Origin of the sequence: Hymenobacter armeniacus (genome assembly GCF_014699055.1) — a bacterium.
In the GTDB taxonomy this organism is placed as follows: domain Bacteria; phylum Bacteroidota; class Bacteroidia; order Cytophagales; family Hymenobacteraceae; genus Hymenobacter; species Hymenobacter armeniacus.
In genome coordinates this window covers 70,196-85,538 of sequence record NZ_JACXAC010000004.1, presented here as the reverse complement: position 1 = coordinate 85,538, position 15,343 = coordinate 70,196, and the positions used below count along the sequence as shown (strand labels likewise).

The following is a 15,343-nucleotide window of genomic DNA, read 5'->3' as shown; positions in this document are numbered from 1 at the left end:
TATACATTTTTAGTCGGCCGGCTCTCTGCAGCCGTACCTGCTGGCGCCGCCCCACCGCTTTTTCCTCCTTGCCCATGAAAGCTGCCTTTCGCCTGCTCGTGCTACTGGCAGCTTTGCCGGCTTGCCGGGCCACCACACCGCCCGCGCGCAACACCCTGCCGCGCCGCCAGCCCCTTACCGAAACCACCACCCCCGAAAATGCCGAGCCCAGCCGCAAAGCCGGCCTAGAGCTTCCCGACACCACCCGCCGTGACCTACCCCCCAAGCCGTAAAGCCGACGTTACCGACACCTATTTTGGCACCGCCGTGCCCGACCCCTACCGCTGGCTCGAAGACCCCGACGCGGCAGAAACCACGGCCTGGGTGACGGCCCAGAACGAAGTCACGTTTGGGTATCTGAATCAGATTCCGTTCCGTAACGGCATCCGGGAGCGCCTCACCACATTGTGGAACTATGAGCGCTACGGCGTACCCGAGCAGGTGGGCGACGAGTTAGTATTTGCCAAAAACGACGGCCTGCAAAACCAGGCCGTGGTGTACCGCCAGCGCGGCCAGGAAGAGCCCCGCGTGCTGCTCGACCCCAACAAATTCTCGGAAGACGGCACCACCGCCCTGGCCGGCATGGAGTTCAGCAACGACCACCGCTACCTGGCCTACGCCACCAGCAGCGGCGGCTCCGACTGGAACCAAATCCGCATCATGGACCTGGCCACCCAGGAGCTGCTGCCCGATACGCTGGACTGGGTGAAGGTCTCGGGGACGTCGTGGACCGCGGCGGGCTTCTACTACAGCCGCTACGACGCGCCCAAAGCCGGCGAAAACGACCTCTCGGGCAAGAACGAGTTTCACAAGGTGTATTTCCACCGGCTGCACACGCCGCAGGCCGACGACCAGCTGGTGTACGAAAACCCCGCCATGCCGCTGGGCTTCCGCATGGCCGGCGCCACCGAGGACGAGCGGTTCCTGTGCCTCTACCTCACCGACGGCGTGTCGGACGGCAACCGCCTGCTGGTGCGCGACCTGACCGACCCCGCCCAGGCCGTCACCTGGACCACCCTGTTTGATTCCTATGCATTCAACAACACTGTGGTCGGCAACGTGGGCGGCGAGGTGCTGGTGTACACCAACTACCGGGCGCCCAACTACCGCGTGGTGGGCATCGACCCCAGCCGGCCCGAAGAAGCGAACTGGCGCGAGGTGCTGCCCGAAACCGCAAACAAGCTCGAAAGCGTGACCCAGGCGGGCGGCTGCCTGCTGGCCGGCTACCTGCACGACGCCCGCTCGCAGGTGAAGGTCTACTCGGAACGGGGCGAGTTTCGGCACGACGTGGCGCTGCCGGCCATTGGCACGGCCAGCGGTTTCGGCGGGCGGCGGGCGGCCATGGCGGTGTACTACGCCTTCACCTCGTTCACGTACCCGACCACCATTTACCGCTACGACCTCGCCACCAATACCAGCACCGTATTCCGGGCGCCCACGGTAGACGTGCAGCCGGCCAACTACGAAACCACCCAGGTGTTCTACCCGAGCCGGGACGGCACGCGGATTCCGATGTTCATCGTGCACAAAAAGGGCCTGCCCCTGAACGGCCACAACCCCACCTACCTCTACGCCTACGGCGGCTTCAACGTGAGCCTGACGCCCGGCTTCTCGGTGGCGCGCATGCTGTGGCTCGAAAACGGCGGCATCCTGGCCGTGGCCAACCTGCGCGGCGGCGGCGAGTACGGCGAAGACTGGCACCGCGCCGGCATGACCCCGCACAAGCAAAACGTATTCAACGACTTCATTGCCGCCGCCGAGTACCTCAAAACGAACCAGTACACCGACACCCAGCACCTCGCCATGGCGGGCGGCTCCAACGGCGGCCTGCTGGTGGGCGCCGTGGCCAACCAGCGGCCCGACCTCTGCCGCGTGGCCCTGCCCGCCGTGGGCGTGATGGACATGCTGCGCTACCAGAAATTCACCATCGGCTGGAACTGGGCACCCGAATACGGCACTTCCGACGACGAAGCCCAGTTCCGCAACCTGTTGGCCTTCTCGCCCTTGCACAACCTGCGCCCCGGCACCGCCTACCCCGCCACGCTCATCACCACCGCCGACCACGACGACCGGGTGGTGCCCGCCCACTCCTTCAAGTACGCCGCCGCTCTGCAGGCCGCCAACGCCGGCCCCCACCCCACCCTCATTCGGGTCGACGTGAACGCCGGCCACGGCGCCGGCAAAAGCACCGCCCTGCTGATTGATGAATGGGCCGACGTGTGGAGCTTCTGCTACGCCAACATGGGCGTGACACCAGAATTGGCGTAGAAACGATGCCAACCTGCGCCTGAAGTGAGCCCCGCGTGTTGGCCCTCGACGAGCAACATCAGCCCGATTTCGTCATCTACTCACCCAATGCGGTGCTGGCGGCGGCGGTCGTCACAAAGCGCACGCTTCAGCAGCGCCTGACCGATGCTTTATGTCCGGCAACTGGGCCGCAGGTATTGCAGACCGCAGGCCTGTGCTTTTTGCGCATTGGTGCCGCCGGCGGGCAGCCGCATCCGCAACGTGTGCTGCTGGAATAACAAGATTTCGCAAATAAAAAAGGCCGGCTCACTTGCGTGAACCGGCCTTTTTCGTTGTGTCAGTCGTGCTTAGTAGCGGTACAGGTCCGACTTAAACGGGCCTTCTACCGGCACTTTGATGTAGTCGGCCTGCTTGGCGGTCAGCTCGTCGAGCTCCACGCCGATTTTGGCGAGGTGCAGGCGGGCCACCTTCTCGTCGAGGTGCTTGGGCAGGGTGTACACTTGGTTTTCGTACTCATTGCCGCGCTCCCACAGCTCCAGCTGGGCCAGGGTCTGGTTGGTGAACGAGTTCGACATCACGAACGAGGGGTGGCCGGTGGCGCAGCCCAGGTTCACGAGGCGGCCTTCGGCGAGGATGATGACCTCTTTGCCGTCGATGGTGTAGATGTCCACCTGCGGCTTCACCGTGTCCTTGGTGTGGCCGTAGTTCTTGTTCAGCCACGCCATGTCGATTTCGTCGTCGAAGTGGCCGATGTTGCAGACAATGGCTTTGTCCTTCAGGCTGCGGAAATGCTCCTCGGTGAGGATGTCGCAGTTGCCGGTGGCCGTCACCACGATGTCGGCTTCCTTCACGGCGTTCGTGAGCTTCTTCACGGCGTAGCCGTCCATGGCCGCCTGCAGGGCGCAGATGGGGTCGATTTCGGTTACGATGACGCGGGCGCCAGCGCCGCGCAGCGAGGCCGCGGTGCCTTTTCCGACGTCGCCGTAGCCGGCCACCACGGCAATTTTGCCGGCCATCATCACATCGGTAGCCCGACGGATGGCGTCCACGGCCGACTCTTTGCAGCCGTACTTGTTGTCAAACTTCGACTTCGTCACCGAGTCGTTCACGTTGATGGCGGGGAAAGGCAGGGTGCCATTTTTCACGCGTTCGTACAGGCGCAGCACGCCGGTCGTGGTTTCTTCGCTCACGCCTTTGATGCCGGCGGCCAGCTCGGGGTACTGGTCGAGCACCATGTTGGTGAGGTCGCCGCCGTCGTCCAGAATCATGTTCAGGGGCTGGCGCTCTTCGCCAAAAAACAGCGTCTGCTCGATGCACCAGTTAAACTCTTCCTCGTTCATGCCTTTCCAGGCATACACCGGAATGCCGGCGGCGGCAATGGCGGCGGCGGCGTGGTCCTGCGTCGAGAAGATGTTGCACGACGACCACGTCACCTCGGCGCCCAGCGCCTTGAGGGTCTCGATGAGCACGGCGGTTTGGATGGTCATGTGCAGGCAGCCGGCAATGCGGGCGCCCTTGAAGGGCTGCGACGCGCCAAACTCCTCGCGCAACGACATCAGGCCAGGCATTTCGGCTTCGGCCAGACGGATTTCCTTGCGGCCCCACTCGGCCAGGCTCATGTCCTTTACTTTGTACGGAACGTACGTTTTCGTCGTGGTTTCCACCATGATATGAGTTGATTGTTGGTATCGCGTTTCAACCGCAAAGATACAAGTTTTGTTCAAGGGCCGGCACTACCAAGCCGGCCAATTCGCCCGCCATTCAGGCAAGCTATGCCGTGGTTTCTTGGGCGCAGCCGAGGCGACATCAGCGGGAATTTTACGCCCTTTAACGAGGAAAAATGTCAGGCCGGCCAGATATAAACATGCAAATACCTCCGGGCTAGGAATTAAACTGCTTGACGAATTAACTTTCAGGGCTGAAATAATACCACTGCCTTTTTGCGCAAGCAGAGAGGCTTTTGTATGCCCTTTTGGCGTTTCCCACCCCCTTTTTCATTTTATATGGTTAAAACTTTACTTTCCGGGCGGCGTGAGGCGCGGCCCTCTGCCGCGCGCATGTGGCAGCTGCTTGGGCTGCTCACTGTGGGCGCAGCCCCGGCGTGGGCCCAACCCTCGGTGATAGGCACCAACACGGGCGACGTGAGCAACTCGGCGTATGGCACCTACGTGGCCGCCAACCTAGTCGATGTGGGCGGCTTCCGCCAGTACCGCACCCAAGCCGCCAACTCCACCACCGACAACGTGGCCGAGTGGCAGTTTGCCCAAGGCACGGCGAGCAACGTGGATTACAACAACAAGTGGCTGCCGTACGCCAACGCCGGCATTAAGTACCGCATTCCCGGCTTCAACCAAGCCATTGCCCCGAATACCGCTTACCCGCCCAGCACCAACAACGGCACGGCCACATATTCCGCCAACAGCGGCGTGCCGGGCGGCCTGCCGGCGCTCACGGCCGGGCGCTACTACACGTTCAACATCACCAAAAACGCGCCCACGGCCGACAACACCATGGCCGTGCTGGAAACGGCCTACAACCCGGTGGCCATCAGCGCGGTGGCCGCCAACACGGCCACGCCGGGCAAAAACAGCCTGGTGCAGATAACGGCGACGCTGGCCAGCGCGCCCAATGCGGCCGAATATTTCTACGTCCGCTACTCCACCAACGCTTTCGGAACCTCTGCACTGGTGCCGCTCACGGTGTCGGGCACCACGGCCACGGGCCTGATACCGGGGCAGGCGGCCGGCACGGCGGTGTCGTACTACGTGCTCAGTTCGCCCATCGCCACGGCGGCGGCCATCGGCACCGACTACGACATGCTGACGCTGAACCTGAACAACAACGGGGGCGCCAACTACAACTACACGGTGGCGGCCACCGTGTGCGGCATTTACGGCATCGACAACGCCACGGGCAATGCCACGGGCAGCGCAGGGGTGTTCAACTCGTTCACCAACGCGTTTGCATTTCTGAATGCCAGCACCTTGTCCTGTGCCACCACGTTCAACGTGACGGCGGGCTCGACTTACACGGAAAAGGCCGCGCTCGGCACCATTGCCGGCAGCAGCGCGGCCAACATTGTTACGTTCCAAAAATCGGGCACCGGGGCCAACCCCAAAATCACCGCGCCCGGCGGCTCAACCAGCACGACGGTTGATGCCATCATCGGCCTGAACGGCACCGATTACGTCACCTTCGACGGCATCGACCTGCTCGACCCCAGCACCAACACCACGGCGGCCACGCAAATGGAGGCCGGCTACGCCCTGTGGCGCGCCGGCACCGGCGCCACGCTGAACGGCTGCCAGAACGTGACGATTAAAAACAGCACCGTCACGCTGCAAAAACCACTGGCGGCCAGCTCAATCACCACGGGCATTTTGTCGGCCAATACCGATAATGCGGGTGCGACCGCGGTGGTAACCGGCGCCACCGTGGCCACCGCTATTAACACAAACAACACGTTTACGGCTAACACGCTGACCAACATGAGCCGCGGCGTGGTGCTGCAAGGCTTGTCCAGCGCGACCTATTACGACCAGAACAACACCGTGGGCGGCGCCGCCATCGCCGCCGGCAATACCATCAACAACATCAACGTCGGCAGCAGCACCAGCGGTGAGGTATACGGCATTCTGGCCGACTACCAAACGGGCACGTCCATCACCTTCAACACGGTGGACAATGCCGGCAATGGCGGCACGGCCAATACCCGCGAGTTGCGCTGCATTGCCTTCAACCTGGGCACCTCGGGCGTGCTAACGGCCAGCAACAACACGCTGACCACCCAAACCAGCCAGACCGCCGTCGTTTACGGCATTCGGTGCGAAGCCACTGGTCTGACGCTGACCACCAGCAATAACCAATTTACGGCGGTGGCGGCAACGGCGGGCAGTTCGGGCGCCATCTACTTCATGGGCATCCTGGTGAGCAGTTCCACCGGCAACCTGGCTTCGTGGACGGCCGATGGTAATACCTGGGACAATGCCGGCAAGTCGCTCATCAGCAGCGGGCAGCTCGCCTTTGCTTATAACAGCAACAAAACCCCTACCGTCACTTTCACCAACAACACGGCCAAAAACATTGCCCGCACCACCAACGCCGGCACGTTTTATGGCTATTACAACGGCGCGGGCGGCCCGGCCACCACGCCGGCCCTGCACACGATAACGGGCAACGTCATCCAGGGCCTCTCCTTCCCGGGGTCGTCCGACGTGTACGGCATTCAGAACACGGCCGGGACCACCAGCTCGCGGGCCCAGGTTAAGATTGAAGGCAACACCATCAAGGACATTACATCGGTCACGGGGGCTATCTACGGGGTGCTGTTCGACTACGGCGACAACGCCGGGGGCGCCACCACCTCCACCATCAACGCCAACACCATCAACAAGCTGAGCAGCGGCCCGGCCAGCAGCCTCACCAAAGGGGTGTACGGCATTTTCGTAGGCGGCACCACCAGCTTCAGCTCGGGCACGAACGTGACCAACCTGAAGGTGCAGAGCAACCAGATTGGCGAAGTGGGCGACGCGGCCACGCCCACGCTCAACGGCATCAACAACAGCGGGGCGACGCCCGTGGCGGGCATTTATTTCAACGGCGGCGCCACCTCACCATCCCTGGACTTTTCGTCGAACGTTATCAAGAACGTCAATTCGACCAATAGCAGCAGTTCGCCCTCTGCATACGGCATGTTTTTCGCCGCGCCGGGCTCGGGCAATGCCACGATTACCGCTTCCGGCAACACCATTGCGGGGGTGAGCCTCACCAACAGCGCCAACAGCGGGTCAGCGTATGGCATGCTGGTGACCGGGGTGGGCACCTCGGGCACGGCCACGGTAGAAGACAACGTCATCAACAACGTGCTGGCGCAAAACACCAGTTCGTCGGTGTATGGCATTCGGTTCTCGGCCGCGGCCACGGCCAACGTGCGCCGCAACACCCTGTATGCCCTGAGCCACACCAACACCTTTACCGGCGTGGTGTACGGTCTCTACTTTGGGGGCGGCAACACGTTCAACATCAGCCGCAACAAGGTGTACGACCTTTCCTCGGCCGCTGCCACGGCCACGGTGTACGGCATTTACACGCTGGGCGGCAGCGCCGATAACGTGGACAACAACCTGATTGGGGACCTGCGGGCCCCCATCAGCACCGCCACGGGTTCTTTGGTGGGCATCAACCTCACCAACAGCGGGCCCTACAACGTGTACCACAACACCGTTCGGCTGAACGCCACGAGTACCTCGGCCACCACGTTCGGCTCGTCGGCCGTGTTGCTGGGCTCCGGGATGCTCGACTTGCGCAACAACCTGCTGGTGAACCTGAGCACACCGGTGGGCGCGGCCTACACCAGCGCCCTGCGCCGCAACGTGGCCGCCACCAGCGCCAACACCGCCGCCACGACCAACAACAACATCTTGTACGCCGGCACGCCCGGCACCAACAACGTGGTGTACGCCGAAGGCAGCACGCCCACCACCTACCCGGCCCTGGCCGACTACCGCAACGCCATGGCGGCGCTGGGCGGCTCCGCGCCGCTGCGGGAATCGGCCGCCGGCACCGAAAACCCGCCGTTTCTGAGCACCACCGGCAGCGCTGCCACGTTCCTGCACATCGACCCGGCCGTGGCCACGTTGGTTGAGAGCGGCGGCACGCCGGTGAGCGGCGTAACCACCGACTTTGACGGTGACGCCCGCAACGCCACCACGCCCGACGTAGGGGCCGACGAGGGCAACTTCACCCCCGCGCCCACCATGGCCGTCACAGCCCTGACTTACGCCCAGAACGGTCTGAACACGACGAACAACGCCACCAACCAGCTCATCACGAGCCTGACTGTGACCACGGCGGGCAACTACGACCGCCTGCGGCTGACCAGCGTCACGTTTAGCTTGGCCGGCACCGCCGTGCCAACCAACGACATTACCAATGCCAAGCTGTATACCAGCACCAGCGCCACGTTCGCGGCGGGCACGGCCACGCTGCTGGGCACCGCGGGCAGTCTGGCCGCGCCCAACTTCACCTTCACGTTGAGCACGCCGCAGCCCCTGACGGAAGGCGCTAATTATTACTTCCTGACCTACGACATCACCGGCGGCGCCACAGTGGGCCGAACCATCGCGGCCGTGCCCACCAACGTGGCTTTCACGTCGAGCGTCACCAACACGGCTTCGGCCATCACGAGCGGCAGCAGCCCGGTAGCCATTGCCCTGACGGGAACGGCGGCCACGCGCACCATCGTGGGCCCGCTGAACGGAACCTACACCGTGGGTATAGCGGCCGGCAACGACTATGCCACCATCACGGCAGCGCTGGCCGACCTGGCTTTCCGGGGTGTGAGCGGCCCGGTGATTTTCTCGCTGACCAACGCCACCGCCACGCCCTACAACGCGGCCAACGGCGAAACTTTCCCGTTCGTGATTCCGCCCTTTGGCGGCGCCAGCGCCACCAACACGGTTACCCTCAAGCCCGCACCAGGCGTGGCGCCGGTGGTGAGCGGCAACAGCGGCAGCACCAACACCGCTGTGTTTAAGCTCGATGGCGTGGATTATTTCGCCTTCGATGGCTCAAACACTCCCGGCGGCAGCACCCGCGACCTGACCATTAGCAACACCACCAACCAAGTGCTGACGGCGGTGGTGTGGGTGGCCAGTGCCGGCACCGGTGCCGGCGCCACCAACATCATCATTAAAAACACCAACTTGGTGGGCACCAGCAGCTCCACGGGGCTCTTTGGGGTGTTTGCTGGCAGCAATACCATCGTTTCGAATGGAGGCACCGGCACGGGGGCAGACAACGACAACCTCACCATCCAGAACAACTCGTTTCAGACGCTGGCTTACGGCATCTACGCGGGCGGCACGGCGGGCGGCACCACGGCCGGCAGCCTCGACGGGCTGGTGATTAGCGACAACGCGGTGGGCACGCCCAGCGCCGGCCTGACCACGGTGGGCATTCAGATTAGCAACACCGGGGGCAACTCCTCGGCCACGGGTGCCCAAATCACGCGGAACACCGTGCAAAACGTGGTGGGCAGCAGCGCAACGCCGCTGTTCGGCATCTACGCCGACACGGGAGTGCCGTTTGTCACCATCAGCCAGAACACGATAGACGGCATCAGCCAAGGCTTTGGGGCCGACGCATCAGGGATTTACGCGGGCGCCGGGTTCACCGACGGCACCATTGCGCGCAACCGGGTGGTGAACATTGCGGCCACTGCCACCGGCAGCTTCGGGGCGCACGGCATCGACGCCCGCACCGGCAGCAACACGAGCAACCTGCTCATCGCCAACAACACCGTGGCCGGCATCAACGGCTCGTGCGGCACGACGTTGAGCACCAACGGGATTTCGGGCATTCGCCTGCTGAGCAGCATGGGCGGCGCGAAGGTGTATTACAACTCCGTGAACCTGACCGGCGCCACCACCAACACCACCGCCAGCACCGTTTCGGCCGCCTTCCACACCAGCTCGCTGATAACCACTGCCGGCACGCTCGACGTGCGCAACAACGTTTTTGCCAACTCGCTGGTAAGCCCCGGCAGCAGCGGGGCCAGGAACTACGCCATTTACAGCGGCGCCCCCCGGACTGCTTACGCCACCATCGACTACAACGACTACTACGTGAACGGCCCGAACGGCGTGCTGGGCAACTACGCCGGCACCGGGGCTGCCACTTCGGGGAGCGACCTAACGACCCTCGCCGCCATTCAGAACGCGACGAGCGGCTTGGGGCAGAACGGTAATTCCCGCAACGCCGTGCCGGGCTTCGTAAGTGCCACCGACTTGCACCTGAGCAACTTCTCGGCGCTGGAAAGCGCCGGGGTGTCGCTGGCCGGCACCGTGGACACCGACTACGACGGTGACGCCCGCCAGGGCAGCGCCGGCTACACCGGCACCGGCACCGCCCCCGACCTGGGCAGCGACGAAGCCGCCGTATTGCCGGCCACAGCACTGGCTCTGAGTGGCACGTACACCATCGACAACACGCAGGCCACTAGCTACCCCACCGGCCGCAATTTCCGCTCGTTCTCCGACGCCGTTGCCGTGCTCAACCAAAGCACCATTGCGACGGCCACGGCCGGCACGCCGGCCGTGACGTTCAACGTGAGCGCCGGCCAGACCTTCGCGGAGGAAGTGCCCGCCATCAGCACCACGGCCACGGGCGCCACCACGGCAGTCACGTTCCAGAAAGCCGGCGCGGGCGCCAACCCGGTGCTCCAGCCCGCCGGCTCGGCGCTGAACGCGCTGGACGCGGGCTTCACGGTGCAGGGCGCCGACTACCTCACCTTCGACGGCATCGACGTGAACGCCCCGGGCGGCAACGTCGAGTTCGGCTACTTGGTGCGTAATGCCTCGGCCACCAACGGCGCCTTCAACAACACGGTGCAGAACGCCACCATCTCTCTAAACCGAAATAATCTGGCCTCGTGGGGCGTGACTCAAACCACGGACCTTCGCTACGGCGGCGCCACTACGCCCACCAGCCTGGCTGGCTGCAACCAGAACAACCGCTACCTCGGCCTGCAGGTGTACAACGCCGTGGCGGGCATAGTAGCGCTGGGGTATTCCTCTACTCTCTACGACTACAACACGGAAATCGCCAACTGTGTAGTGGGCAGCAGCAGCGCCCCAATTGGGGGAGGCGCAGCGTTTTCAGTGGGCATAAACGGACTGGTTAACCGCAAGATGTCGGTACACGACAATTCGGTGCAATACGTGAGCAGCACCCTGGCCACTGCCGGCAGCAACGCAGCTTCGGGGATTTACGTGGGCGAGGTAGTTGGGGGCGCGGCCACCACCACTCCGACGGATGCCTCTTCGTTCTACAACAACCGAATTTCAAACATCTCTTCGGTTGGGGCTGCGAATGCAGCCTTTGTGCGGGGCATTTACTTGGGTGGCAGCACCACTTCCGGTGCCGGATACGTGGCCTACGGAGTAAATGCCTACAACAACGCCGTGACCGGCCTCACCTCGGGCTACACCGGGACAGCCACCGGCAATCGGTACGTGCAGGGCATCTTCCTAACCACCGGGGCCGGCGGCACGTCATTCAGCGTCTTCAACATCTCGTTCAATACCGTCAGCCTGAATACCGGAACCCCCACGTACAGCAGCACGTGCTACGAGTTCAGCAGCGCCAGCGGCGCTACCCTTAATACCCGCAACAACATTTTTGCCAACCTCACGGGTGCCCAATCGGGTGCGGCCCTGCACTACGCTTATAACTCGACCTCGGCTTCGTCCATCGGGGTTTCCGGCTCCGTTTCGGACTACAACGACTTATGGGTAGCCAACACCACGAACGGCATTTTGCTCCAGGGCGGCAACAACGCGACGGGTACGCGCACGGACTTGGCGGGCGCGCAAGCCAACGGCGAAGGAGTTAATTCCAAGAGCATCGACCCGGTGTTCGACGCCATCCTGCGCCCGACCAACTCTGCCCTCAACGGCCTGGGCCTTACCATTAGCGGCATCGCCACCGATTTGGTGGGCACCGTGCGGGCCACCGGCACGGCCGCCAGCCAAACCGGCCCCGACATGGGTGCCTACGAATTCCCCAACACGACCAACGTGGCCCTGAATGCTGCGGCCCTGACGGCCCCCGCCGCCAACTATTGCACGCCAGGCCCCCTCAGCGCGCCCATTACGCTGAGCGTGACCAACACCAGCACCAACGCGCTGGTATTGGGCGTCAACCAGAAGCTGCTCGTGAGCGGCACGCTGGTATTGCCGGGCGGCGGCACCCAGCCCCTGAGCGTCACCGTAACCAGCGGCACCATTCCCGCCAACGGCAGCCTACCCGTGAGCGTGGGCACGGCCAATTTGACGGCCGCCGGCACCTACACGTTTCAAGCGCTGACGGTGGCCCTGCAAACCAGCGAGGGCCTGACCATTCCCGAAACGCTCACGACGGATAACACGCTCAGCCCGAACCCCACCGTGACCGTGGGCGACCAAACCACCTACACCGGCAATGCGCCTGGCGATGGCAGCAACTGGTTCAACGCCGCCAACTGGACGGCCTGCGTGCCCAGCAACACCATCGACGCCCTCATTCCGGCTGGCTTGGCTAATTATCCGAACCTGAACACCGCGGCCACCGCGGCCGTGCGCACCCTCACCATCGCCAATGGCGCCAGCCTGAGCCAGAGCGCCGGCACCCTGAACGTGTACGGCAACCTGACCAGCAGCACGCCCGCCGCCAACGTGAGTCTGACCGGTGGCATGGTAGCTTTCCGTGGCGCGGCGCCCACCGTCACGGGCATTGACGGTTTTTACGACCTCAACGTGAACCTGACTGCTGCCGCCGGCGTGCTGGCCTTGGCCAACAACACAAGCGTAGCCCACGCCCTGACCATGAGCCAGGGCGTACTCAACACCGGCACCTACACCGTGACCCTGGCCCCCGCTGCCACCCTCTCCGAAACCGACGCCAGCTACGTGCTGGGTCAGGTAGCGGTGCCCGGCCGCGACCTGAGCACGGCCACGGCCGAAAGCTTCGGCAACATCGGCCTGACGCTGACGCCGGACGCCGCTTCCACGGCCTTCCCCGGCCTCACCACGGTGGTGCGCACCACGGGCACGGTGCTCACCGGCGCGGGCACCAGCCAAAGCATTAAGCGCTACTTCGACATTCAGCCCGCCACCAACACGGGCCTGAACGTGGCCATGGACTTCAGCTACTTCGACCACGAGCGCAACGGCATTGCGCCCGGCAACGTGGCCTTGTTCAAGTCGGTGAGCGGCCCGGCGGGGCCGTGGGCCAACCAAGCGCCCATCACCATCGCCGGCAACACGGTGAGCAAAATCGGCATCGCCGACTTCTCCATCTGGACGCTGGGCAGCGCCACCAACCCGCTGCCCGTGGAGCTCACCGCCTTCACGGCCGAGCGCCAGGGCAACAACGCCATCCTGGCCTGGACCACCGCCAGCGAGAAAAACAACGCCGGCTTCGACGTGCAAGTGAGCCTCGACGGCCGGGCATTCCGCACGCTGGGTTTTGTGGCCAGCCCCTCGGCCAGCAGCAGCGCCCCGCGCCACTACACCTTCCTCGACGCCGAGAAGGGCAAAGCCGGCCTGCGCTACTACCGCCTGCGCCAACTGGACGTGACGGGCAAAGCTGAGTTCTCGCCCGTGCGCACCGTGCGCTTCGAGAGCGAAGCCGCGCCGGCCCTGCTGCTCACGGGCGTGCCCAACCCCTTCGCGCACGGCCTGACCCTGCGCGTGGAACTGCCCGTCGGCACCCCGGCCGCCGCGGCCCAGTTGCGCGTAACCGATGCCGCCGGCCGCCTCGTGCTAGCCACAGCCACTCCGGTACTGGCCGCCGGTCTCAGCCAGCTGCCGCTCGACCTGCGCGGCCAAGCCAGCGGGGTATACTTCGTGCAATTGGCCTTCCCCGGCCAGCCCGCGCAGCACCTGCGGGTGGTGAAGGAGTAATTACTTCGCCATAGTGCATAAAAAAGCCCGCTGGTTATTTCCAGCGGGCTTTTTTTATGCACTATGGCCGTCAGGCTAGTTGTTCTGAATGAGCACAACTTTGGAAGCCAGGTTGGGGTCGAGGCTGGTGTAGCCGCGCACCAGCACGGTGTAAATCTTGCCCGATTCATAATTTTTCGATGCCGTGGTGGAGCCCGAACCGTTGCCCTCGCCCACGTACAACACGGCCACGCTGGGGTTGCCGGCCGAAACGTCGATGTTGTAGGTACCGGCGTTGATTTCCACAAACGGCGAAGTGGTACCAAAAGGCACGTCGGCGGTGATGGCCTGCGAGCCCACGGCCAACCGTTGCGTGAGGCGGAGCGGCGAGGCCTGCCCCTGACCCAAGTGCACCAAGCGAATCTTGGCTTTGCCCGAAGCGGGTGCCGTCAGGTCGTCGTTTACGAAGAGGCCGCTCACGGCCGTGGTAGCACCCGGCGAGTAGGCGAAGTAGGAGTAATTCTTGTCTTTTTCTACCGCCACGCTCTGCGTCACGGCGTTCTGGCCCGAAGTGGCCACGTTCACCTTCAGGGTGCGGCTGCCGGCGGGCACGCCCTGGTAGCCGCTGTTGGCGCCGTAGGCCAGCGTGGCCTTCTCGGCATCATCGGCCAGAAATTTCACGTCGAGGTTGGCGCTGGGCGCGGCGTGGTGGAATTTAACTTGGCCCTGCTCGACAACGGGCGCGGCCGGTTCATCTTTTTTGCTGCACGAGGCCAATAGCACGGCGGCCGGCAATAGGGCCTGGAAGGCGAGGGAAGCGAAAGACGTTTTCATACGAAGAATACAACGTGAAATGAGGATGCGGGCCGCCCGGAAACTACCGGCCGGCCCGGCCAGAACGTAGGCACGGGCCGCTTTGTTGAGTTGGGGGACTAAAAAATCGGCAGCGCGGGGCGTTTTCAGCCTGCGTTCGCATTCTATCTTTGTTATATGCACAAACTTGATTGTCTGGCTGCCGCGGGGTGGCGGCTGCGCGGGGCGGTTATTACGGCGTTGGTTTTTAGCCTGTTTGCCCCGGCCCAGGCCCAACAGGCCCCGGCCACCATCCGCCTGCACCCCGAAGACGCCGAGCGCGGCCTCAACGGTCCCCAGCACAACTTTGAGTTTCTGCCCCCCGGCGTGGGCGGCGATGCGTACCAGAGCGCCGGCTTCTTTGGCCAACAGCTGCGCCCCTACCTGGCCGGCAATGCCCAGGCCCTGGCCCACCTCGACCAGTACCGCCGCCAGAAAACCATCTTCCTCGTCGACCGCGTGGTAGCTGTGGGCGCTTTCGGCCTCTGGGGCCAGCAAATTTTGGCGGGCGACGAGCGGCAGTACTTCAACAACACCCAGAAAGTGGCCCTGGGCGTATTTGCCACCAGCCTGCTGGCCACCGTCTTCATCAACCGCAACACCAACACCTACATGAAGCGCGCCGTGGAGGCCTACAACGCCGCCCCGCCGGCGCACGGCAGCGTGTGGCCCCGGCTGCGCCCCAGCAGCATGGGCATCGGCGCGGCGCCCACCGGGCAGCCGCTGCTGGCGTTGCGCTGGAACTTGCGCTAAGGCCCGCGGTTTTCCGTATACCCTTTCCC

The 15,343-nt window shown here is 63.9% G+C and carries 7 protein-coding genes; 5 read left to right on the top strand and 2 right to left on the bottom strand.

Annotated features, from left to right (window positions below):
- Positions 1–74 precede the first annotated feature (74 nt).
- Genes IC234_RS11880 through IC234_RS11870 form a run of 3 tightly spaced genes read left to right on the top strand, consistent with a single transcriptional unit; the run spans position 75 to position 2,564 of the window.
- Positions 75–272, top strand: coding sequence for a hypothetical protein (locus IC234_RS11880; protein WP_190924830.1), 198 nt, complete (start codon positions 75–77; stop codon positions 270–272).
- The gene (locus IC234_RS22185) at positions 250–2,307 is read left to right on the top strand and encodes a prolyl oligopeptidase family serine peptidase (RefSeq protein ID WP_190924828.1); all 2,058 of its coding nucleotides are present in this window, start codon (positions 250–252) and stop codon (positions 2,305–2,307) included. Before IC234_RS11880 ends, IC234_RS22185 begins: the two co-directional genes overlap by 23 nt.
- A 38-nt stretch (positions 2,308–2,345) precedes the next feature.
- A complete protein-coding gene (locus tag IC234_RS11870; RefSeq protein WP_190924825.1) occupies positions 2,346–2,564 on the top strand; it encodes a hypothetical protein in 219 nt (72 codons plus the stop codon).
- 69 nt (positions 2,565–2,633) lie between these two features.
- Here IC234_RS11870 and ahcY read toward each other — a convergent pair whose 3' ends face one another.
- Entirely contained in the window at positions 2,634–3,953 is a 1,320-nt protein-coding gene (gene ahcY, locus IC234_RS11865) for an adenosylhomocysteinase (protein ID WP_190924823.1), read from the bottom strand.
- A gap of 390 nt (positions 3,954–4,343) precedes the next feature.
- Between ahcY and IC234_RS11860 the strand changes: the two genes are divergently transcribed.
- The gene (locus tag IC234_RS11860) at positions 4,344–13,730 is read left to right on the top strand and encodes a BNR-repeat neuraminidase N-terminal domain-containing protein (protein ID WP_190924821.1); all 9,387 of its coding nucleotides are present in this window, start codon (positions 4,344–4,346) and stop codon (positions 13,728–13,730) included.
- A 75-nt stretch (positions 13,731–13,805) separates the two neighbouring features.
- On the opposite strand, the gene IC234_RS11855 is transcribed toward IC234_RS11860, so the two are convergent.
- Entirely contained in the window at positions 13,806–14,543 is a 738-nt protein-coding gene (locus tag IC234_RS11855; protein WP_190924819.1) for a DUF4397 domain-containing protein, read from the bottom strand.
- A gap of 156 nt (positions 14,544–14,699) precedes the next feature.
- Here IC234_RS11855 and IC234_RS11850 point away from each other — a divergent pair, with 156 nt between their 5' ends.
- On the top strand, positions 14,700–15,314 hold the full coding sequence (locus IC234_RS11850; RefSeq protein WP_190924817.1) for a hypothetical protein: 615 nt from the start codon (positions 14,700–14,702) through the stop codon (positions 15,312–15,314).
- Positions 15,315–15,343 lie beyond the last annotated feature (29 nt).